The 21,226-nt window shown below is 52.0% G+C and carries 17 protein-coding genes and 1 riboswitch; of the genes, 2 read left to right on the top strand and 15 right to left on the bottom strand.

What is annotated here, in order from left to right; all coding sequences use genetic code 11:
* Window positions 1–6: 6 nt before the first annotated feature.
* The 5 genes from thiE to thiC all read right to left on the bottom strand — a co-directional run bounded on the left by thiE (window position 7) and on the right by thiC (window position 4,584).
* The gene (gene thiE / locus BRW83_RS02330) at window positions 7–618 is read right to left on the bottom strand and encodes a thiamine phosphate synthase (protein WP_036604023.1); all 612 of its coding nucleotides are present in this window, start codon (window positions 616–618) and stop codon (window positions 7–9) included.
* A 67-nt stretch (window positions 619–685) separates the two neighbouring features.
* Window positions 686–1,498: a bifunctional hydroxymethylpyrimidine kinase/phosphomethylpyrimidine kinase gene (thiD, locus tag BRW83_RS02325; RefSeq protein ID WP_005881920.1), complete on the bottom strand. Its 813-nt coding sequence runs from the start codon at window positions 1,496–1,498 to the stop codon at window positions 686–688.
* 90 nt (window positions 1,499–1,588) lie between these two features.
* Window positions 1,589–2,380, bottom strand: a complete 792-nt coding sequence (locus tag BRW83_RS02320; RefSeq protein ID WP_005881921.1) for a thiazole synthase — start codon at window positions 2,378–2,380, stop codon at window positions 1,589–1,591.
* A 79-nt stretch (window positions 2,381–2,459) separates the two neighbouring features.
* Window positions 2,460–2,666 (bottom strand): sulfur carrier protein ThiS, encoded by a 207-nt coding sequence (thiS, locus tag BRW83_RS02315; RefSeq protein ID WP_005881922.1) that lies wholly within the window; start codon window positions 2,664–2,666, stop codon window positions 2,460–2,462.
* A 4-nt stretch (window positions 2,667–2,670) separates the two neighbouring features.
* Window positions 2,671–4,584, bottom strand: coding sequence for a phosphomethylpyrimidine synthase ThiC (thiC, locus tag BRW83_RS02310; RefSeq protein ID WP_005881923.1), 1,914 nt, complete (start codon window positions 4,582–4,584; stop codon window positions 2,671–2,673).
* Window positions 4,585–4,651: 67 nt separating this feature from the next.
* Window positions 4,652–4,749, bottom strand: a riboswitch (TPP riboswitch).
* Window positions 4,750–4,857: 108 nt separating this feature from the next.
* Here thiC and BRW83_RS02305 point away from each other — a divergent pair.
* The gene (locus tag BRW83_RS02305; protein WP_005881924.1) at window positions 4,858–7,659 is read left to right on the top strand and encodes a valine--tRNA ligase; all 2,802 of its coding nucleotides are present in this window, start codon (window positions 4,858–4,860) and stop codon (window positions 7,657–7,659) included.
* 21 nt (window positions 7,660–7,680) lie between these two features.
* Here the strand turns inward: BRW83_RS02305 and BRW83_RS02300 are convergent, their stop codons facing one another.
* From BRW83_RS02300 to secA, 4 genes are all read right to left on the bottom strand, one after another.
* Window positions 7,681–8,505: a 2-keto-4-pentenoate hydratase gene (locus tag BRW83_RS02300; RefSeq protein WP_005881925.1), complete on the bottom strand. Its 825-nt coding sequence runs from the start codon at window positions 8,503–8,505 to the stop codon at window positions 7,681–7,683.
* A gap of 157 nt (window positions 8,506–8,662) precedes the next feature.
* A complete protein-coding gene (locus BRW83_RS02295; RefSeq protein WP_005881926.1) occupies window positions 8,663–9,535 on the bottom strand; it encodes an ATP-binding protein in 873 nt (290 codons plus the stop codon).
* A complete protein-coding gene (argJ, locus tag BRW83_RS02290) occupies window positions 9,535–10,773 on the bottom strand; it encodes a bifunctional glutamate N-acetyltransferase/amino-acid acetyltransferase ArgJ (protein ID WP_005881927.1) in 1,239 nt (412 codons plus the stop codon). The genes BRW83_RS02295 and argJ overlap by 1 nt, the downstream gene beginning before the upstream one ends.
* Window positions 10,774–10,833: 60 nt before the next feature.
* A complete protein-coding gene (gene secA, locus BRW83_RS02285; RefSeq protein ID WP_005881929.1) occupies window positions 10,834–13,587 on the bottom strand; it encodes a preprotein translocase subunit SecA in 2,754 nt (917 codons plus the stop codon).
* A gap of 294 nt (window positions 13,588–13,881) precedes the next feature.
* On the opposite strand from secA, the gene BRW83_RS02280 reads away from it, so the two are divergent.
* Window positions 13,882–14,349, top strand: a complete 468-nt coding sequence (locus tag BRW83_RS02280; RefSeq protein WP_005881931.1) for a hypothetical protein — start codon at window positions 13,882–13,884, stop codon at window positions 14,347–14,349.
* A 15-nt stretch (window positions 14,350–14,364) separates the two neighbouring features.
* Here BRW83_RS02280 and lpxC read toward each other — a convergent pair whose 3' ends face one another.
* The 6 genes from lpxC to murC form a co-directional block, all read right to left on the bottom strand.
* A complete protein-coding gene (lpxC, locus tag BRW83_RS02275; protein ID WP_005881933.1) occupies window positions 14,365–15,300 on the bottom strand; it encodes a UDP-3-O-acyl-N-acetylglucosamine deacetylase in 936 nt (311 codons plus the stop codon).
* A gap of 232 nt (window positions 15,301–15,532) precedes the next feature.
* On the bottom strand, window positions 15,533–16,726 hold the full coding sequence (gene ftsZ / locus BRW83_RS02270; protein WP_005881935.1) for a cell division protein FtsZ: 1,194 nt from the start codon (window positions 16,724–16,726) through the stop codon (window positions 15,533–15,535).
* A 104-nt stretch (window positions 16,727–16,830) separates the two neighbouring features.
* Entirely contained in the window at window positions 16,831–18,063 is a 1,233-nt protein-coding gene (ftsA, locus tag BRW83_RS02265) for a cell division protein FtsA (protein ID WP_005881936.1), read from the bottom strand.
* Window positions 18,060–18,839, bottom strand: coding sequence for a cell division protein FtsQ/DivIB (locus tag BRW83_RS02260; protein WP_005881938.1), 780 nt, complete (start codon window positions 18,837–18,839; stop codon window positions 18,060–18,062). The genes ftsA and BRW83_RS02260 overlap by 4 nt, the downstream gene beginning before the upstream one ends.
* A 7-nt stretch (window positions 18,840–18,846) precedes the next feature.
* Window positions 18,847–19,812, bottom strand: coding sequence for a D-alanine--D-alanine ligase (locus BRW83_RS02255; protein WP_005881940.1), 966 nt, complete (start codon window positions 19,810–19,812; stop codon window positions 18,847–18,849).
* Window positions 19,812–21,221 carry a UDP-N-acetylmuramate--L-alanine ligase gene (gene murC, locus BRW83_RS02250; RefSeq protein ID WP_005881942.1) on the bottom strand — a complete coding sequence of 470 codons (1,410 nt, stop codon included), beginning with the start codon at window positions 21,219–21,221 and terminating at the stop codon, window positions 19,812–19,814. Before murC ends, BRW83_RS02255 begins: the two co-directional genes overlap by 1 nt.
* Between the last annotated feature and the right edge of the window lie 5 nt (window positions 21,222–21,226).

Here is a 21,226-nt window from a genome sequence, read left to right as displayed (position 1 = left end):
TTATTCTTATTTGAACAGCTTGACGAATTCGCGCGCAGCGGCCTCGGGATCGTCCTGAAAGTAAACGCCACTGACGACAGCGACCATTTCAGCCCCTTTTGCCACCAAAGGTGCGCCTTTTTCGACATCCATCCCGCCGATGACACAAACCGGCATATCCGGCTGTTCCTTTTTCCACTCGGATACGATATCCAGCGGAGTCGTCACCGGATATTTTTTCACCCGTGACGGATAGAAGCCACCGAATGCAACGTAGGTCGCGCCATCATGAGTCGCAGAACGCGCCAGATTCAAATCACCATAACAGGAAGCGCCGACGATCTTGTCCGGTCCGACAGCGGCACGGACCTTCTTGACGGGAGCGTCCATGCCACCGACGTGAATACCGTCTGCATCCAGTTCCAGACACAGATCGACGTAATCGTTGATGATGAATGGCTTGTTATATTTTTTGCAGACAGCCTGAAGCGCTTTCGCCTGTTCCAGACGCAATTGGGGACCGGCCGTCTTGTGACGATATTGCACGATTTCCGCACCGCCTTTTAAAGCCTTTTCGGTCACTTCGACCATCTTGGCGGTATCGTCCCAGTCGGGAGTGACTATATAAAGACCTTTCATCGATTCCTCATCCTTTTTCAATAAAGCTTCATTCAAACAAACAGGCATTACTTTAACAAACTTCGGACTAAAACTCCCGGCAAATATGGCGTCCCGGAATTTTCTGCCCGTCCGCGACGGAAAAGGCTTTTGCCAGCGCAGTCTGCGTCAACTCCTGCCCTTTTTCCAGAGCGACTTCCATCGACATGCCGCAAGCGAGATATCCAGCAATCGCCGATGCCAGTGTACATCCCGTCCCGTGAAATTCGCCTCCAATGCGGGTCCATTTCCATTCTTTCGACCTGTTACCGGTAAACCAGCAATTGACGACTGAGTTTACATCATTGCCGTGGCCACCCTTGACCAGCACATCCCTTGCACCTAGAGACAAAAGATATTTTGCCTGTTCTTCAATATCATCCGACCTGGGGTACAGCCGTTTGGCTTCCGGCAAATTCGGTGTAATGAGTGTCGCCAGACCGATCAGGGGAGACAATGCGTATTCCGGCAAGCCGTCAGACAAGGCAAAACCGTGACCACTTCCCAGAACAGTATCCAGAACGAGCGGCAAATCCGGCTGTTTTTGCCTCAAACGCCTGATGACATCGGCAATCGTCTCGGCATTGGCCCGATTGCCGACAATACCGATCTTGACGGCCGCGACCGGTATCTTTTGAATCAGAACGTCCGCCTGCCTTGCAATGATATCGGCATCCACGGAGTTGACGGCATAGACCTTGTCATTATCCTGAACAGTCAGGGCTGTAATAACGGAAAGCGCATGTGCACCTGTTGCACCGATGGCCTCGATATCGGCTCCAATCCCGGCCCCACCACTTGGATCGAGCCCGGAAAAAACAAGCACACAAGGACGTGACTGGCTGGAACTGGATTCATTCATTTTGGTGCACCGGAAAAAACTATGGCATTTTATGGGTGAAACAGGTGGGCCAGCCCTCGCGAGAAGACTGGCCTTGATCACCAACCAAAATCAGGCATTGATGCGGCCAGCCATCGGGGAAGACGGCGAAGCGGCAAATTTTCTCGGAATACGACCGGCAAGGAAAGCTTCACGACCGGCTTCAACGGCCAGTTTCATGGCACGGGCCATACGGATCGGGTCCTGTGCACCGGCAATCGCCGTATTCATCAGGATACCGTCACAGCCCAATTCCATCGCAATGGCAGCATCCGATGCGGTACCGACACCGGCATCGACGATGACCGGCACTTTCGTCTGTTCAATGATCAGGGAGAGATTCCAGGGATTCAGAATTCCCATGCCGGAACCGATCAGGGAAGCCAGAGGCATGATGGCGGCGCAGCCGATATCTTCAAGCATTTTTGCCTGAATCGGATCATCACTGCAGTAAACCATCACGTCGAAACCGTCTTTTACCAGAATTTCCGCCGCTTTCAGCGTTTCCGGCATATTCGGGAAAAGAGTTTTTTCATCGCCGAGCACTTCCAGCTTGACCAGTTTATGACCATCCAGCAATTCACGGGCCAGCTGAAGGGTATAAACCGCATCTTCGGCGTTATAACATCCTGCCGTATTCGGCAAAATGGTGTATTTGCTTGGGGGTACGGCATCCAGCAAACTCGGTGCATTCGGGTCCTGACCGATGTTTACCCGGCGGATCGCAACGGTGATGATATTGGCGCCACTGGCTTCGGTCGCTTCGCGAGTCTGGTCCAGATCCTTGTATTTTCCGCTACCCACCAGGAGACGCGAACTGTACGTTTTTCCTGCAATTAAGAGACCCTGATCCTGCTTGTTCATTGTTCTTCCTTTTTCCGGTTTCAATAATCCGGCAAAGCCCGTCAAAAGCTTTGCTGCTCTCAGCTCATTAAAGACCCGTTCAGCCCCCGCCGATCGCACGCACCAGTTCCACCTGATCGGCCGGCTGCAAAATGCATTCCTGCCATGTCTGGCGCGATATGACCTTACGGTTGACCGCAACTGCCAAAGCACGGTTTGGCAGTTGCAGCGAACTGATCAAGTCTTGCAGAGTGCACCCGTCATCGACCTGGCGGGTTTCTCCGTTCAATTTGATCTCGATACTCATAACATTATTGCTTGTGATAGATTTCGGAACCCGTCTTGACGAACTCGACGGAACGTTCTTCCATGCCTTCTTTCAATGCAGCCACTTCGGAAATGCCTTTCTTCGCAGCGTAGTCGCGAACTTCCTGCGTGATTTTCATTGAGCAGAATTTAGGACCGCACATGGAACAGAAATGGGCAACCTTGGCAGAATCCTTCGGCAGGGTATCGTCATGGAACTGACGCGCACGATCCGGGTCCAGACCGATATTGAACTGGTCTTCCCAACGGAATTCAAAACGCGCCTTGGACATGGCATTGTCGCGAATCTGGGCTCCCGGATGGCCTTTCGCCAGATCAGCAGCATGCGCAGCCAGTTTGTAAACGATGATGCCTTCCTTGACGTCGTCCTTGTTAGGCAGGCCAAGATGTTCCTTCGGCGTGACGTAGCACAGCATCGCAGTACCGAACCAGCCGATCATGCCCGCGCCCATGGCGGAAGTGATGTGGTCGTAACCCGGAGCGATGTCGGTAACCAATGGCCCAAGCGTATAGAACGGTGCTTCATGACACTGTTCCAGTTCGATATCCATGTTTTCCTTGATCATGTGCATCGGAACGTGTCCCGGGCCTTCGATCAGGACCTGAACACCGTGTTTCCATGCAACCTGGGTCAACTCGCCCAATACTTTCAGTTCACCCAGCTGGGCTTCATCGTTGGCGTCATAGATCGAGCCCGGGCGCAAGCCGTCGCCGAGGGAAATCGCGACGTCGTACTGTGCCAGAATTTCACAGATTTCCTCGAAATGGGTGTACAGGAAGCTTTCGGTATGATGAGCCAGACACCATTTGGCGATGATAGAACCGCCACGGGAAACGATACCCGTCATGCGGTTGGCCGTCATCGGAACGTGGCGTAACAGGAGACCGGCATGAATCGTGAAGTAATCGACACCCTGTTCAGCCTGTTCGATTAGCGTATCCTTATAAACTTCCCATGTCAGATCTTCAGCGATACCGTCGACTTTTTCCAGTGCCTGATACATCGGAACGGTTCCGATAGGTACCGGTGAATTGCGGACAATCCATTCACGGGTTTCGTGAATGTGTTTGCCGGTCGACAGATCCATAACGTTGTCACCACCCCAGCGAATCGCCCAGGTCATTTTTTCGACTTCTTCGGAAATGCCGGAAGACAAAGCCGAATTACCGATATTGGCATTGATCTTGACCAGGAAATTGCGGCCGATAATCATCGGTTCGACTTCAGGATGGTTGATGTTGGCAGGAATGATGGCCCGGCCGCGCGCGACTTCGTCACGGACGAATTCAGGTGTGATTTCGGAAGGAATAGCCGCACCGAAAGACTGGCCGGGATGTTGTCTCATCATGAGAGCAGCCATTTTTTCACCAGTGGGGCCAGATGCTTTCAGGCTTTCCATATATTCCTGACGGCGCATGTTTTCACGAATGGCGACGTATTCCATTTCAGGTGTGATGATGCCGCGTCTGGCATAATCCATCTGGGTGATCCTGGCGCCTTTTTTGGCGCGGCGCGGTTTGCGGGTCAGGTTGAAACGCAATTCGTCCAGACTCGGGTCCGCCAGACGTTCACGGCCATAGGCGGAAGTCGGACCATCCAGTTCTTCCGTGTCGTTTCTTTCCTCGATCCATTTGGAACGGATCGGTTCCAGACCGGAACGGATATCGATTTTGGCTTCAGGATCGGTGTAGGGACCTGAGGTATCGTAAACATAAATTGGAGGATTTTTTTCCGAGCCGAACATGACTGGCGTGTCAGAGAGGGTGATTTCCCGCATCGGAACCCGAATATCGGGACGCGAACCCTGCACGTAGACTTTTCGCGAATTCGGAAATGGTTGGACCGCTGCTTCATCTACTTTCGCAGTAGCGGACAAGAATTTTGGATTGGCGCTCATATCGATTCCTTAAACATTTAACACTAATCCAGCTCAGGAATCTTATGAGGCGCAGGCGGAATCACCGCATGCACATTTTTCGCTTCCCTTCGCTGGCATTACCCAGATCAGGTTCAGAGGGTGTAATCTCGCCCGGCCTTTCGGCCAGAACCCCTAGCATTCTGATGAAATTTACTACATTTGGACAATTATAACGATATCTTTCGAGTTCGTCCCTGTCGTCGTCCATTATAATAATGGCTTTATCGAATTTTAGCAAAACATAATCAGATCATGGAATTAGCCAAGTCCTTCGAACCTTCCGAAATTGAAAAACACTGGAGAGAAATCTGGGAACAAAGCGGATACTTCCGCGCGTCTCTGGACGAAAACAAACCTTCTTTTGCCATCCAGCTCCCTCCTCCAAACGTGACAGGCACCCTGCATATGGGACACGCCTTCAATCAGACAATTATGGACGGACTGGTGCGTTATCACCGTATGCGCGGTTATAACACGGCATGGATTCCGGGCACCGATCATGCAGGCATCGCCACGCAGATCGTCGTCGAGCGCCAGCTTGATGCACAGAAAATTTCCCGCCACGACCTCGGCCGTGAAAAATTCCTTGAAAAAGTCTGGGAATGGAAAGAAAAATCCGGTTCGACCATCACTGGCCAGATGCGCCATATGGGCACCTCTCCCGACTGGGAACGCGAATATTTCACGATGGACGAAACCCGTTCCAAAGTCGTTGCCGACGTTTTCGTCCGCCTTTATGAAGAAGGCCTGATTTACCGCGGCAAACGCCTCGTCAACTGGGACCCGGTTTTGGGAACAGCCGTTTCCGATCTGGAAGTCGTATCGGAAGAAGAAAACGGGTCGATGTGGCATATCCGTTATCCCTATGCTGACGGTTCGGGTTACATGACCGTTGCGACCACCCGTCCTGAAACCATGCTGGGCGACGTTTGCGTAGCGGTCAATCCGGAAGACGAACGTTACAAGGCTCTGGTCGGCAAGACGATCAAATTGCCTTTGACCGATCGTGAAATCCCGATCATCGCCGACGAGTACGTCGACAAGGAATTCGGAACCGGTTGCGTGAAAATCACTCCTGCGCATGATTTCAACGATTACGCCGTCGGTGCCCGTCACGGTTTCGAACCGATCAGCATTTTCACGCTTGACGCAAAGATCAATGAAAACGCTCCGGAAGTCTATCGCGGACTTGACCGTTTCGTCGCCCGTAAAAAAATCGTCGCCGATCTCGAAGCACAGGGATTGCTCGATTCGATCCAGCCTCACAAACTGATGGTTCCCCGCGGAGACAGAACCGGCGTTGTCATCGAACCGATGCTGACCGACCAGTGGTTCGTCGCCATGAGCAAACCGGCACCGGAAGGCACTTTCTTCCCCGGCAAGTCACTGGCAGAGGTCGCACTGGAAAAAGTCCGTGACGGTGAAGTCAGGTTCATGCCTGAAAACTGGACGAATACCTATAACCAGTGGCTGAACAACATTCAGGACTGGTGTATTTCACGCCAACTCTGGTGGGGTCACCAGATTCCGGCATGGTATGACGATGAAGGCAATATCTACGTTGCCAAAACCGAAGAAGAAGCCAGGGCAAAAGCCGGTGGCAAAGCCATCCATCGCGATCCTGACGTTCTCGATACCTGGTTCTCGTCGGCACTCGTCCCCTTCTCGACACTGGGCTGGCCTGAAGAAACCAGAGACTACAACATGTTTTTGCCGTCTACGGTGCTGGTAACCGGCTTCGACATCATTTTCTTCTGGGTCGCCCGCATGGTCATGATGACCCTGCACTTCACCGGCAAGGTACCGTTCAAGACCGTTTACGTCCACGGCCTTGTCCGGGATGCCAGCGGCCAGAAAATGTCCAAGTCCAAAGGCAATACGCTGAATCCGATCGACCTGATCGACGGTATCGACGTCGAATCGCTTGTCCAGCAACGGACTTTCGGACTGATGAACCCGAAACAGGCCGATTCGATCGCAAAGGCGACCCGCAAGGAATTCGGCAAAGGCATCCCGGCTTTCGGTACCGACGCCCTGCGTTTCACGATGGCAAGCTACGCATCCCTTGGCCGGAACATCAATTTCGACCTCAACCGCTGCGAAGGTTATCGCAACTTCTGCAACAAGCTGTGGAACGCGACCCGTTTCGTGCTGATGAATACAGAAGGCGAGGATTGCGGTTTCTCCGGCAACGATGCAATGGAATTTTCCCTTGCCGACCGCTGGATTGAATCCGAATTCCAGCGCGCCGCATCCGAAGTCGAAAAAGGGTTTGCCGAATACCGTTTCGACAATATCGCTTCAGCCGTTTACCGTTTCATCTGGGATGAATATTGCGACTGGTACGTAGAAATGGCGAAAGTCCAGATTGCCGAAGGCAATGACACGCAGAAGCGGGCAACCCGGAACACGCTGTTGACCATTCTGGAAAAAGTGCTCCGTCTGGCTCATCCGGTCATCCCGTTTATTACGGAAGAACTCTGGCAAAAAGTCGCGCCGCTGGCAGGCAAGACCGTCAGGGAAGGCGATACGATCATGTTGCAGACCTATCCTGTTCCGGAAGCAGGCAAAGTGAACGAACAGGCCGACCAATGGATGGCACAGTGCAAAAATCTGGTCGATGCATGCCGGAATCTGCGCGGCGAAATGAAATTGTCTCCGGCTCTGCGGGTTCCACTCTTCATGGAATCGGCGAACAAGACTGAAGACACCCGTCTGGAATCTTTCATTCCACATCTGAAAGCTCTGGGTAAACTCTCCGAAGTCAATATCGTCAACATGTTGCCACAGTCACCGGCCCCCGTTTCCATCGTTGGCGATGTCAAGCTCATGCTGAAAGTGGAAATCGATGTAGCAGCTGAACGTGAACGCCTGTCAAAGGAAATTGCCAAGCTGGACAATGAAATCGGCAAACTGGCAGGAAGGCTGTCCAATGAAGGATTCGTTTCCAAGGCACCGGAAAAAGTCGTGGCAGCCGAACGTGAACGTCTGGCCGGATTTTCATCCACGATGGAGAAATTGAAAGACCAGTTGTCCAAGCTCGATTCACTTTGATCGATTGTTTCGCTTATAAGATCATTGTGTGAATTCAACCACCAGACCGGGCAGTGGCAAGCCTGAAATTGCAGTCAGCCACACATTCCCCGGTCTGGCGTCAACCGGTCTTGTCCAGGACCCCGAGGCAATGATGTCGCCTGCCTGCAAGGAAGGGAATCGGGCCTGCAGGCCCAGCATCTGATGCAATTTCAGAAGTCCTGTCAGAGGATTGCTGAATGTATCGCTGCCAAAACCGGCTGTCTGGATGACTTCCCCGCATGCCAGAGACATGCTGGCGCATTCCAGTACATCGGCGAGACTTTTCCGGCTTCCTTCAGACACGATTTTGGGTTCCCCTACCAGCAATGCGCCGTGCATGCCGAAACCGGCAACGGCGTCGACAAGATTCCGGGGCGAATCCACAAACGGATATTCCGTCACTTCGATACCGTGAGCCATCCATTCAATACAATCTGCCATTTCACGGATAGTCGCATTCTCTGGAGGTACTTTTCCCAACCTGAAAACGACTTCTGCCTCGATACGGGGTTGCAGCATTCCTTTCAGGCTGAAAGAGCCTTCGCTGTTTTCCATAAACCGGACAGACGAATCGTAAAGCCACCCCCAGAACGGGAGCTGGGCCTTGCGATGATCTACCGGGGAAATACCATTCAGATAATCGAATTTCCGTCCGACTATGGTTTCACCTTCGGCGGTTCGTATATCGCCAATCCGTTCCGCAATTTCATAAGCATCTTCGACGGTTATCGGATACCGTGAAGCCAGTGATGGCATGAGTTCCGACTTCTGTCGTGCATCGAGCAACTGATGTGCATAACGATTGGCGAGGGCAGTCATTAACATGGCGACCTCTCACGTAAATGTGTTCTTTTTCAGTCAGAATCACTTTACGCAAGCAGGGTTCCGTGCCATTGCGCATTCTCATCAAAAATGCGATTAAAGACCGCCTGATGAATCAGAAACCGGTAAAAAAGGAAAAGAGTCGATCGCCTGACGTGGTTTACAATACACGCCCGGAATAATCGCGCGCGAATTGCCATGCCGTACGGCCGGAACGGGAACCACGATGCAGTGCCCATTGCAGGGATTCATCCCGCGACTGCGCTATCTGGTCTTCAGAGCATCCAAGCGACCTTAACCAGTGAGCGGTAATGAAAAGATATTCATCCTGACTGTACGGATAGAAAGAAAGCCAGAGGCCGAAACGGTCGGAAAAGGATATTTTTTCCTCGACGGTTTCGCTAGGGTGCAGGTCGCCGTTCGCATCGTGGGAATATCCTTCGTTATCGGACATTTTCTCCGGCAAAAGATGCCGCCGGTTGGATGTCGCGTAAATCAGGATATTGTCAGGCTGTGCAGCCACGCTGCCGTCAAGCGCGACTTTCAGCGCCTTGTAACTGCTATCGCCCTCGTCAAAAGACAAGTCGTCGCAATAAATGATGAAACGTTCCGGGCGCGTTGCCGTCAGAACCGAGATTTCCTCAAGATCGATCAGGTCGTCCTTGTCGACTTCGATCAGACGAAGCCCCTGATCGGAAAATTCATTCAGGCAGGCACGAACCAGTGAGGATTTTCCCGTACCGCGTGCACCGGTCAACAAGACGTTATTGGCCGGTTTGCCCTGCAGGAACTGGCGCGTATTCTGTTCAAGCAAGGCTTTCTGCCGTTCGACATAAAACAGATCGACCAGAGATATCGGCGAAATATGGGCGATTGGCACAAGCGTTCCGCGACCGTTTCTCTTTCTCCAGCGGAAAGCCGATGTCGGAGAATTCCAGTCAATGTTTTCCGCTGTCGTCGAAGGTGGCAACAGTTCTTCAACGCGGGCGAGAACCGCTTCCGCGCGTGCCAGAAATTGCTCAAGCGTCGTCATTATGAACGGTAATCGGCATTGATCGAAACATAGTCATGCGACAGATCGCATGTCCAGACCGTCGAAGTGGCGTTGCCACGAGCCAGTGTGATACGCACCAGAATCTCATTTTTCTTCATCACGCGCTGGCCGTCTTCTTCCAGATAGTCCGGATTTCTGCCGCCATTTTTGGCAACCCAGACATCATCCAGATACAGGTTCAGCTTTTCAACGTCCAGGTCATCAATACCGGCATATCCGATAGCGGCAAGAATCCGGCCCAGATTCGGGTCGGAAGCGAAAAACGCCGTTTTGACCAGCGGAGAGTGTGCGACGGAATAAGCGATCTGACGGCATTCGTCTTCAGACTTGCCTTCTTCAACTGTGATGGTAATGAACTTGGATGCGCCCTCACCGTCACGGATGATTTTCTGGGACAGTTCCTGAGCCAGATCCGTCACGGCATGAAGCATCGTCTGATAATTGCCGGATGCCGTACTCGTGATACCGATATCGACTTTGCCAGTCGCCATCAGGATCAGGGAATCGTTGGTTGATGTATCGCCATCGACAGTAATGCAATTGAATGACTTGTTGACCGCCGATTTCAACATAACTTCCAGTACATCCTGAGGGATGTCTGCATCAGTGGCAATGAAGCCCAGCATCGTTGCCATATTCGGCTTGATCATGCCCGAGCCCTTGCACATGCCGGTAATCGTGACGGTTTTGCCGTCAATGATAATGACACGTGAAGCTGCTTTCGGAATGGTATCCGTCGTCATGATGGCTTCAGCGGCATTCAGCCAGTTATCTTCTTTCAGATCGGCAATAGCAGCCGGTAATCCGGCAATGATTTTATCGGCAGGCAACGGTTCCAGAATGACACCTGTCGAGAAAGGCAAAACCTGTTCAGCCTCACACCCCAGTAATTTCGCCAGTGCGGCACTGGTGTCGACAGCGTCTTTATAGCCCGACTCACCCGTACCGGCATTGGCGTTCCCGGTATTGACCATCAGTGCACGAATTGGCTTGTTATCCTTTCCGGTTTTCTCCAGATTGGCCTTGCAAATCTGGACCGGGGCTGCGCAAAAGCGGTTTTTGGTAAACACACCTGCAACAGTCGCTTCCGGCGCCAGTTTCATGACCAGCAGGTCTTTTCTGTCGGCCTTTTTGATATTGGCTTTCGCATAGCCGAGTTCAAGACCGGAAACAGGTTTCAGTTCCGAAGCGAGGGGAACGGAAAGATTGACAGCCATAATATTTACTCCAACAAACCAGATTGACCCAAAAACTCCAACATTAATTCAGGACTGTCCTTATTCCAGACGACCGTGGCAATGCTTGTACTTCTTGCCACTCTGGCATGGACAAGGATCGTTTCTGCCGACTTTCGGAACCGTATTGACGACAGGTTGCTGTTTCTCTTCAGTTTCAGCCCCATCAATTCCGGAGTCCGAATCGTCTTCGATTCCAGGACGATCGTAGCTGACGTCGGAATACTGCGCCTCTTCCTGCATCGCAGCAGCCATTTCGACTTCCTCGCGTGTCTGGATTCTCACCAACATGAGCACTTTCGTGACATCGTTCTTGATCATGTCGAGCATCTGGCTGAACAGCTGGAACGCTTCAAATTTGTATTCCTGTTTCGGGTTCTTCTGGGCATAACCGCGCAAATGAATACCCTGACGCAGATGATCCAGAGCGGCAAGATGTTCGCGCCAGTAATTGTCAAGACTCTGGAGCATAACACTGCGTTCGTATGCGGCGAACGCTTCCTTGCCGACCAGATCGACCTTGGCCTGATAAAACTCGTCCACCGTCTTGATGATATGCTCGAGCATATCTTCATCTGTCAGCGTTTTGGATTCTTCCAGCATGGACGCCAATGGAATATCGAGTTTCCACTGGTTGGCGAATTCTTTTTCAAGCCCTTCAATATCCCACTGTTCTTCAACAGACTGTTCCGGCACATAGGTTCTGAACATGTCCGTGAAAACACCGTGACGCAGGGAAGTCACCAGCTCCGTCGTATCGGTCAGTTCCAGCAACTCGTTACGCTGCTGGTAAATGACCTTGCGCTGGTCATTGGCGACATCGTCATATTCCAGCAATTGCTTGCGCATGTCGAAGTTGCGGCCTTCGACTTTCCTCTGCGCCGATTCAATCGAACGTGTCACGATACCGGATTCGATCGGTTCGCCTTCCGGCATCTTCAGGCGTTCCATAATCGAACGCATCTTGTCACCGGCAAAAATACGCAGCAAAGGATCGTCCAGAGACAGATAAAAACGGGATGAACCCGGATCACCCTGACGGGCCGCACGACCTCTCAACTGGTTGTCGACACGGCGGGATTCATGCCGTTCCGTACCGATAATATGCAAACCTCCCTGTGCCAGAACAAAATCGTGCAGGGATTGCCATTCGTTTCGCAACTGGCTGATTTTCGCTTCTTTCTGGTCTTCCGGAATGGAATCGTCTGCCAGCAGAAACTCGATCTGTTTCTCGACATTGCCGCCCAGCACAATGTCCGTACCACGACCGGCCATATTGGTCGCAATGGTGATCATCTTCGGACGGCCGGCCTGTGCAACGATTTCCGCTTCACGTTCATGCTGTTTCGCATTCAGGACGTTATGCGGCAAACCGGCCTTGTTCAGAATACCTGAGAGCAACTCGGAATTTTCAATGGAGGTCGTACCGACGAGTACCGGCTGGCCGCGTTCATAGCAGTCCTTGATGTCTTTCAACATCGCGCCGTATTTTTCCTCATCGGTCTTGTAGACCTGATCCTGCTTGTCTGTACGCTGATTCTTTTTGTTGGGGGGAATAACGACGGTTTCAAGACCGTAAATTTCCTGAAATTCATAGGCTTCCGTATCGGCTGTACCCGTCATGCCTGACAGTTTTTCGTACATACGGAAATAATTCTGGAAGGTAATCGAAGCCAGTGTCTGGTTTTCGTTCTGGATCTTGACGCCTTCTTTTGCCTCGACAGCCTGATGCAGGCCATCAGACCAGCGACGTCCTTCCATCAGACGACCGGTGAATTCATCGACGATGATGACCTGACCGTCCTGAACGACATAATGCTGATCGCGATGGAACAGGGTATTCGCACGCAAAGCGGCGTACAGATGATGAACCAGAATGATGTTGCTGGCGTCGTAAAGCGAGGCACCTTCAGCCAGCAAGCCCATACTCGTCAAAATCTTTTCGGCCTTTTCGTAGCCGGCATCGGTCAGATAAACCTGATTGGCTTTTTCATCCTTGGTGAAATCGCCCGGAACCTCGATCTTGCCCTTGCCGTCTCGCGTTTCTTCGCCAATCTGCAGGGTCAGCAGTTTCGGAACCGAATTCAGCTTGTAGTACAAATCGGTATTGTTTTCGGACTGTCCGGAAATGATCAGCGGCGTTCTGGCTTCATCGATCAGGATCGAGTCCACTTCATCGACGATGGAGTAAACCAGACCGCGCTGGACACGGTCTTCGGTGTCATACACCATGTTGTCGCGCAGATAATCGAAGCCGAATTCATTATTCGTACCGTAAGTAATGTCGGCTGCGTAGGCGAGCTGTTTTTCATCGTGATCGCTGTTGGACAGGTTGATACCCGTTGTCAGTCCGAGCCAGCCGTACAGGCGGGACATCCATTCGGCATCCCGCTGGGCCAGATAATCGTTGACGGTCACGACATGAACGCCCTTGCCGGTCAAACCGTTCAGGTAGGCAGGCAAAGTCGCGACAAGCGTTTTACCTTCACCAGTTCCCATTTCGGCAATTTTTCCGGCATGCAGGGCCATGCCACCGATCAGCTGGACGTCAAAGGGGCGCATTTTGAGAACGCGCTTGCTGGCTTCGCGACAAACGGCAAACGCTTCCGGCAAAATACTGTCGAGCGATTCACCTTTTGCAAGCCGTTCTTTGAATTCAGGAGTTTTCGCCTGCAATTCGGCATCGGACAATTTTTCCAATGCGGGTTCAAGCGAGTTGATTTTGGCTACGGTCTTGCCGTACTGCTTCAACAGCCGTGAATTGCGGCTGCCAAAAAGGCTGGTCAATATGGACATGTTACGTTCTTGAAATTGTACAGTGGCATTGACTACAGAAAGACGAATCCTGCTGAAGTCAACGTTAACCCCGGTAAAAAACACATTTTATCACGCCCCATTACGGGCAATAGAACAACTTTAATATCTCTTTACATTTTAGGACAAAGAGAATTCGCAATTAACTCATCAATTTCGTCATTGCTGTTGTTTTAAAACGGCAAATTCGACCATCACTTGCAAAAGATGGATGGGTTATACTTGGCTCGTGATTATTTTGAACTTGCATTCGATTGACGAGCTGCCGCTTTCAGCATGAAAATCAATAAGCTTTTTTCTACCGCCACAGAATATCTCGATTCGCATGAAAACATGTCGGGACTGCTGCAGGTCGCCCAACGGCTGTCCGAAATTCAAAAAGCGTGCCAGTCGATTCTGCCACGGCACTTTTCGGCCTGTTCTGTTTTCAAACTGGAAAGCGGCAAAATGATCATCGGAGTTCCGAACCAGTCCATCGCTGCACGCATACGGCAACAGATCCCGTATCTGCAGGCTGAACTGGGCAAGGCCGGCTGGCCAGTCGATTCGATCCGCCTGAAAGTCCAGCTGGCACAAAAACGTTTTTCGGAAATACCGATAACGAAAAAAACACTGTCTCCAAAGGCTTATGAATCCCTTGTCGATTTGTATTCCAGTCTGGAAAAGACGAAGCAGAACGACAGGCTGACGTCCGCATTAAGCGAACTGATCAAAACCCATCAGCAAAAATCCGGACAAGACTGAAAAAATCCTGCCTCTTCAGGCCGGAAGCCATTCCAGTGTGGATTGTTCAAAGAGTGAATGCGGCGCTTCCTGCTCTGTCGTGAACGTCACGATCTCATATGCGTCAGGCTGTGCAAGCAATGCACGGATAAGCTGGTTATTGAGTGCGTGACCAGACTTGTGGGCCGTATAGCTCGCCAAAAGCGGATGTCCGATGTTATACAAGTCACCAATCGCATCCAGTATCTTGTGGCGGACGAACTCATCTTCATAGCGAAGTGCGTGAGCGTTCAGAATACGATACTCGTCCATGACAATGGCGTTTTCAAGAGAACCACCACGGGCAAGACCCATGCCGCGCAACGTTTCCACGTCCTTCACGAAACCGAAAGTACGTGCTCTGGAAACGTCCCTGACATAAGAAACTTTTCCCAGATCGATAACCGCTCTCTGGTGAGTCGAATCGATGGCCGGATGATTGAATTCGATAAAGAAGTCCAGTTTGAAACCGTTGTAGGGTTCAAGCCGCGCCCATTTCCTGTTCGCGCCTTCGCCTTCACTGATTTCAACCGGCTTTTTCACGCGAATATATTTTTTCGGAGCATCCTGCTCTTTCAGGCCTGCCTGCTGCAGGAGAAAAACAAAAGAAGAAGCGGAACCGTCCATGATCGGAATTTCTTCCGCATTGACGTCGACATGCAGATTGTCGATACCGAGCCCCGAGCAGGCCGACATCAGGTGCTCGATTGTGGAAATGCGAACACCATCCCTGACAAGAGTGGAAGCCAGCATCGTTTCGCCAATGGCTTCAGCGCCGACAGCAATCGATACCTCAGGCTTCAGATCGGTACGATGAAACACGATACCGGTATCGGGAGCCGCGGGCCGAAGCACCAGTTCGACTTTGTATCCGGAATGCAATCCGATCCCGACCGTGCGGGTTGGATATTGTATGGTACGTTGCTTCAGCATGATTCGGGTCGCTATATCGTTATTCAAACACCGGACAGGACAAAATGTCCGCTCAGGGCTTATTTTACCTTGTCATGAAATATCCTGCCAAAACCAGCAATCCATGACAATGACGGCTTTTACTACTTATACTCTTCAGGCAAAAACGGGCAATCTTTTTTTACACTTGTAACAATTTAAAAAATAGCCCGTTCTTCCAGCCGGATTCCCGGCTGGAAATGATCTGTCTGAATCAGTCTGCCTGTCTGCGCAGGAAGGCAGGAATGTCATACGTTTCCATGCCGTTCTTTTCCAGTGCGCGAACGGTATCGGTTGCCGATTCACGTCCATGACGCCAGACAGCCGGTTTCTGAAGTGTTTCAAAAGATGTGGTCTGTTCCTGCTGAGTGGCAATCGCATCTTCTGTAACAGGCATGACGACGTCATTGTTGGTACCGGTTCTGAGCTGCGGGGTCTGGATCAGGCGCATCGGTTTTTTGCTGCGTCCCAATCCGGTTGCCACAACGGTAACGCGGATGTCTTCGCCCATCGTGTCGTCATAAGCGATACCCTGTGCAATCGTTGCGTCCGGTGAAGCGAAAGCGCGAACCGTTGCCATGACTTCCTTGATTTCCTTGCCTTTCAGGCCACGGCTTGCAGTGACATTGACCAGGACACCGCGAGCTCCGGAAAGATCGATGCCATCGAGCAGCGGGGAAGCGACAGCCTGTTCCGCTGCGATTCTGGCGCGATCGACACCGGCTGCCACAGCCGTACCCATCATCGCCTTGCCCTGTTCGCCCATAATCGTCTTGACGTCGTTGAAATCGACGTTGATATGGCCGCGAACGTTAATGATTTCGGCAATGCCGGCAACGGCGTTGTTCAGCACGTCGTCGGCATGTTGCAGCCATTCGATCATGCTGTCGTCTTCATAAATATCCTCGAGCTTTTCGTTCAGGATAACGATCAGCGAATCGACATGAGCTGAAAGCGCTTCGAGACCTTCCTCGGCGATTTCCATGCACTTGTCGCCTTCGTACGAAAACGGTTTGGATACGACGGCAACCGTCAGTGCGCCCAGCGACTTGGCGACTTCAGCCACGATCGGAGCAGCACCCGTACCCGTTCCACCGCCCATACCGGCTGCGATGAAAACCATATGGGCACCTCTCAATGCATCCTCGATGCGGCTGCGTGACTCTTCCGCCAGCTGGCGACCCACATCAGGACGCATGCCCGCTCCGAGACCGGTTTCGCCGATCTGGATAATATTGTGGGCATCCGAATGCGACAAAGCCTGCGCATCCGTATTGGCCGCAATAAATTCAACACCGGAAACACCCTTGTTGATCATATGCTGGACAGCATTGCCGCCAGCACCACCTACGCCAACCACCTTGATGATGGTACCCAGCGTTGCATTGTCGACCATATCAAATTCCATGATTTCACTCCTGTCAGAAATGCTGTTTTTATTTGGCAATTCTCGCGCGATGCGACAACTTCCAACTAAAAACGGCTTTTAATAAAACCTTCAATCCCGATAAATCAAAAATTCCCCATAAACCATTCTTTCATCCGTTGCAGCACAGCCTTGCTCGACCCTTGCTGCTTCGTGACGACACTGCCCCTTAAATATTGCTTCTTTGCCTCGCCCAGCAAACCATGTGCCGTTGAATATCTCGGGCTTCTGACGACATCGGCCAGTTGCCCGTCGTAATGCGGAATGCCCAGCCGTACCGGTTTCAGGAAGATATCCTCAGCCAGTTCGGCAATACCCGGCATCAATGCCGTACCACCCGTCAGCACAATCCCTGACGAAAGGACTTCTTCATAATCCGATTCCCTGACTACCTGCAAAGCCAGCGCAAATAATTCCTCGACCCGCGGTTCGATTACTGCCGCCAGCATCTGCCGGGACAGGGTACGCGGGCCACGATCGCCGAGACCCGGTACTTCGATCGTTTCGGCAGGATCGACCAGCACCTGCTTCGCAATGCCGTAACGCAGCTTGATTTCTTCCGCTTCCAGCGTCGGCGTACGCAAGGCCATCGCAATGTCATTGGTGATCTGGTCGCCCGCAATCGGAATGACAGCCGTATGCCGGATGGCGCCTTCCGTAAAGACGGCGATGTCGGTCGTTCCGCCACCGATATCGATCAGGACGACACCCAACTCCTTTTCATCTTCCGTCAGGACGGCATCAGCGGAAGCCAGTGGCTGGAGAACCAGATCGGATACTTCCAGACCGCATCGGCGAACGCATTTGACGATATTCTGGACAGCGGAAACCGCACCGGTCACGATATGAACCTTGACTTCAAGCCGGATACCGCTCATGCCGATCGGTTCACGAACGTCTTCCTGATTGTCGACAACGAATTCCTGCGATACCGTATGCAAAAACTGCTGGTCCGTCGGGATATTGACGGCACGTGCCGTTTCAATGACCCTTGCGACGTCAGCCGCCGTCACTTCCTTGTCCTTGATCGCAACCATTCCACGGGAATTGAAACTGCGAATATGACTGCCTGCGATACCAGTATAGACATTCCGTATCTTGCAGTCGGCCATCAGTTCCGCCTCTTCCAGAGCGGCCTGTATCGATTCAACCGTTGCCTCGATATTGACAACGACTCCCTTTTTCAGGCCCTTCGATTCATGCTGCCCCAGCCCGATCACTTCGTGTCTTCCGTCCGGCAGGACTTCAGCAACGACAGCAACGACTTTGGAAGTCCCGATATCCAGGCCGACAATCAAATTTTTAAGGTCTTTAGTCATAGCGCCACACTATCCTGTTTAATATTTGAAGCAGAAAGCGTTCCCTTCACTTTCAGTGCCACTCCGTTCGGATAACGCATATCGATGCTTTCGATACCGTTAGCCGCCTTTTGCGCCAGTTGCGGATACGCTTTTAGCAAACTATTCATCAGACGATTCATCGTGTCCTGATTCTTTTCGCGACCGAATTCGACTTTCATGCCGTTATCCAGTCTGACAGACCAGGCGTACCGGTCCGACAACATCACTTCTTTTGGAACCAGATGAATCCCTGCAAACTGCTTGCAGAATTCCTTGTAACGGTTCAGAACCTCCTTTTCACTGCCTTCCGGACCGCCAAATTTCAACAAATCGTAATCTTCTTCAGCCTCAGCCATGTTTACGGTAAAGAGATCGCCTTTGGTGGAAATCAGCTGCCCTGCATTTCCCCAGACACCCAGAGGCTCATACTCTTCCAGCGACACGATCAGCTTGTCAGGCCATTCCCTTCTGACACTGGCTTCCCGCACCCAGGGAACCGTCTCGAAAGCTGCCCTGACATCATTCAGATCCACGGTAAAGAAATTGCCTTTCACATTCGGCAACGCGATATTTCTTACCGTCAGCGCATTCACATGTTTCAGCTCTTTCCCGTCTGCAGACTGGACACGTACCGTCTGCAAGGCATACACCGGTTTCTGGATCAGCCAGCCGATAACGCCCGCTCCCACTGCCAGAATGAAAATGGCGAAGAAGGTATTTGAAATGGCATTCAATAAGCGGACGTTGTGCCACATAGCCTTATCAGTTTCCCTTATGTTTAATATGATCCAGTGTCGCTGCCGCAAGGAGCGTCACACACAAATCTGCATAATCCAGTCCTGCCTGTTTTGCCGCCATCGGCACCAGCGAATGCCCTGTCATGCCCGGCGATGAATTCAGTTCCAGCAAGAACGGTTTGTTGTCCGTCGAACGCAACATCACATCGACACGCCCCCAGCCACGGCATCCCAATGCCCGGTAGCTTTGAACCACATACTGCTGGATGCTCTTTTCAAGCTCTGCGTCCAGACCGCAGGGACACAGATACTTCGTTTCATCGCTGAAATACTTGTTTTGATAATCGTAATTCGCACCCGGTGCGATAATCCGGATCATCGGCAGAGCCTCCGGCTTGCCATCACGTTCAAGCACCGCACAGGTCAACTCCATGCCCTCAATGAACTCCTCGGCCAGAACCGACTGGTCGTGTGTCGCCGCCAGCTCGTAAGCTTCTTTCATCTGGCTGGCGTCCGTAACCCTGGTCAAGCCCAGCGTCGACCCTTCACAGGCAGGCTTGACGATCAGCGGCAGTCCCAGCTTTGCAACGACTTCATTAAAATCGGTGTTCGCTTTCAATTCCGTATAACGCGGTGTCGGCAGTCCTTCAGCCAGCCACAGGCGCTTGGTCATGATCTTGTCCATCGCGATGGCCGATGCCATCACGCCGGAACCCGTATAAGGCACCTGCAATTCTTCCAGCAAACCCTGCATGCAACCGTCTTCGCCATAGATACCGTGCAAGGCGATGAATACCCGGTCAAACTTTTCCTTTTCCAGTTCGGCTACCGTATGCGTGCCGGTATCGAACAGATGCGCATCAATGCCTTTGCTTTTAAGGGCTTCATGAACCGCTTTTCCGGACATAAGCGAGACCTCGCGCTCTCCGGACTTGCCGCCGTAGAGAACACCCACTTTTCCAAACGCATCCGATTTCATCTTTTTATCCATTATTTTTCCAAAGCCTTTTCCAGGAGTTTTCCTGAAACACTGCTGATCGAACCCGCGCCCATCGTAATCACGACGTCATCGTCTTCAATCACATTCAATATCGCGTCCGGCATTTCGGCGATGTTTTCGACAAAAACCGGATCGACCTTGCCTGCCACCCGAATGGTTCTTGCCAGTGTCCTGCCGTCAGCTGCGACAATCGGCTGTTCGCCCGCAGGATAGACCTCACCCAGAAGCAATACGTCAGCACCGGAAAGAACCTTCACGAAATCTTCAAACAGATCGCGCGTTCTTGTGTACCGGTGTGGCTGGAAAGCGATTACCAGCCTTCTGTCCGGATAAGCGCCACGTGCCGCAGCAATGGTTGCCGCCATTTCCGAAGGATGATGCCCGTAATCGTCCACCAGTTCGACCTCGGCAATCGAGGTGCCTGTCTTCTGGGGAAGACGGACCGTTCCCAGTCTTGTAAAGCGGCGATTGACACCGGTGAACTGTTCCATTGCCCGTTGAATCGCACTGTCTTCGATACCCAGTTCCCGTGCTATGGCAATCACGGCACAGGCATTCTGGACGTTATGCATGCCCGGCTGGTTCAGGCGAATCGAAATTGGAGGATGGTCTTTCTGCAAGGCGGTGAACGTCATCATCGTACCTTCCGCTTTCGGGTCAATCGCCCTGACGTCCGCATCTTCGTGGAAACCGTAAGTCGTGACCGGTTTGGATATGAACGGCTTGATTTCGCAAACGTTCTTGTCGTCGATACACAGCATGACGCGACCATAGAATGGCAGGCGCTGCGTGAATTCGACGAATGCCTGTTTAAGACGTGCAAAATCGTGACCATACGTATCCATATGGTCGGCATCGATATTGGTAATGACTTCAATGACCGGATACAGATTCAGGAAAGACGCATCCGATTCATCCGCTTCCGCGACGATAAAATCACCGGCACCCAGACCGGCATTGGCTCCCGCACTGTTCAAACGGCCACCGATAACGAAGGTCGGATCGAAACCGCCTTCCGCAAGTACGCTGGCAACGAGACTGGTCGTCGTCGTTTTGCCATGTGTACCGGCAATGGCGATACCGCGTTTCAGTCTCATCAGCTCTGCCAGCATCACGGCTCTTGGAACGAGTGGAATATTTTTCTTGCGGGCAGCCAGCACTTCCGGATTATCGTCCCTGATTGCGGTTGAAACGACGACGGCATCGGCATTTTCGATATTTTCAGGTGCGTGCCCCAGCATGACGCGGGCACCCAGCGCCGCCAGATGTCGGGTGGACGAATTGCTTGTCAGATCGGAGCCGGTGATTTCATAACCGAGGTTGACGAGCACCTCGGCGATGCCGCTCATACCGCTGCCGCCGATTCCAACAAAATGTATTCTTTTGACTTTATGTTTCATACAAT

Source organism: Oxalobacter formigenes (assembly GCF_002127965.1).
GTDB lineage: Bacteria > Pseudomonadota > Gammaproteobacteria > Burkholderiales > Burkholderiaceae_D > Oxalobacter > Oxalobacter formigenes.
Note: the sequence above shows the minus strand (reverse complement) of the source record. Positions and strands in the feature narration are given on the sequence as shown.

Coding starts and splice junctions, on each gene's coding strand:
- BRW83_RS02255 (WP_005881940.1), bottom strand. CDS start 19,812: ATGGATAAAAAGATGAAATCGGATGCGTTTGGAAAAGTGGGTGTTCTC.
- thiC (WP_005881923.1), bottom strand. CDS start 4,584: ATGAGCGCCAATCCAAAATTCTTGTCCGCTACTGCGAAAGTAGATGAA.
- BRW83_RS02320 (WP_005881921.1), bottom strand. CDS start 2,380: ATGAACAAGCAGGATCAGGGTCTCTTAATTGCAGGAAAAACGTACAGT.
- thiD (WP_005881920.1), bottom strand. CDS start 1,498: ATGAATGAATCCAGTTCCAGCCAGTCACGTCCTTGTGTGCTTGTTTTT.
- secA (WP_005881929.1), bottom strand. CDS start 13,587: ATGTCCATATTGACCAGCCTTTTTGGCAGCCGCAATTCACGGCTGTTG.
- thiS (WP_005881922.1), bottom strand. CDS start 2,666: ATGAGTATCGAGATCAAATTGAACGGAGAAACCCGCCAGGTCGATGAC.
- murC (WP_005881942.1), bottom strand. CDS start 21,221: ATGAAACATAAAGTCAAAAGAATACATTTTGTTGGAATCGGCGGCAGC.
- BRW83_RS02280 (WP_005881931.1), top strand. CDS start 13,882: ATGAAAATCAATAAGCTTTTTTCTACCGCCACAGAATATCTCGATTCG.
- lpxC (WP_005881933.1), bottom strand. CDS start 15,300: ATGCTGAAGCAACGTACCATACAATATCCAACCCGCACGGTCGGGATC.
- ftsZ (WP_005881935.1), bottom strand. CDS start 16,726: ATGGAATTTGATATGGTCGACAATGCAACGCTGGGTACCATCATCAAG.
- thiE (WP_036604023.1), bottom strand. CDS start 618: ATGAAAGGTCTTTATATAGTCACTCCCGACTGGGACGATACCGCCAAG.
- BRW83_RS02300 (WP_005881925.1), bottom strand. CDS start 8,505: ATGTTAATGACTGCCCTCGCCAATCGTTATGCACATCAGTTGCTCGAT.
- BRW83_RS02305 (WP_005881924.1), top strand. CDS start 4,858: ATGGAATTAGCCAAGTCCTTCGAACCTTCCGAAATTGAAAAACACTGG.
- BRW83_RS02260 (WP_005881938.1), bottom strand. CDS start 18,839: ATGTGGCACAACGTCCGCTTATTGAATGCCATTTCAAATACCTTCTTC.
- BRW83_RS02295 (WP_005881926.1), bottom strand. CDS start 9,535: ATGACGACGCTTGAGCAATTTCTGGCACGCGCGGAAGCGGTTCTCGCC.
- argJ (WP_005881927.1), bottom strand. CDS start 10,773: ATGGCTGTCAATCTTTCCGTTCCCCTCGCTTCGGAACTGAAACCTGTT.
- ftsA (WP_005881936.1), bottom strand. CDS start 18,063: ATGACTAAAGACCTTAAAAATTTGATTGTCGGCCTGGATATCGGGACT.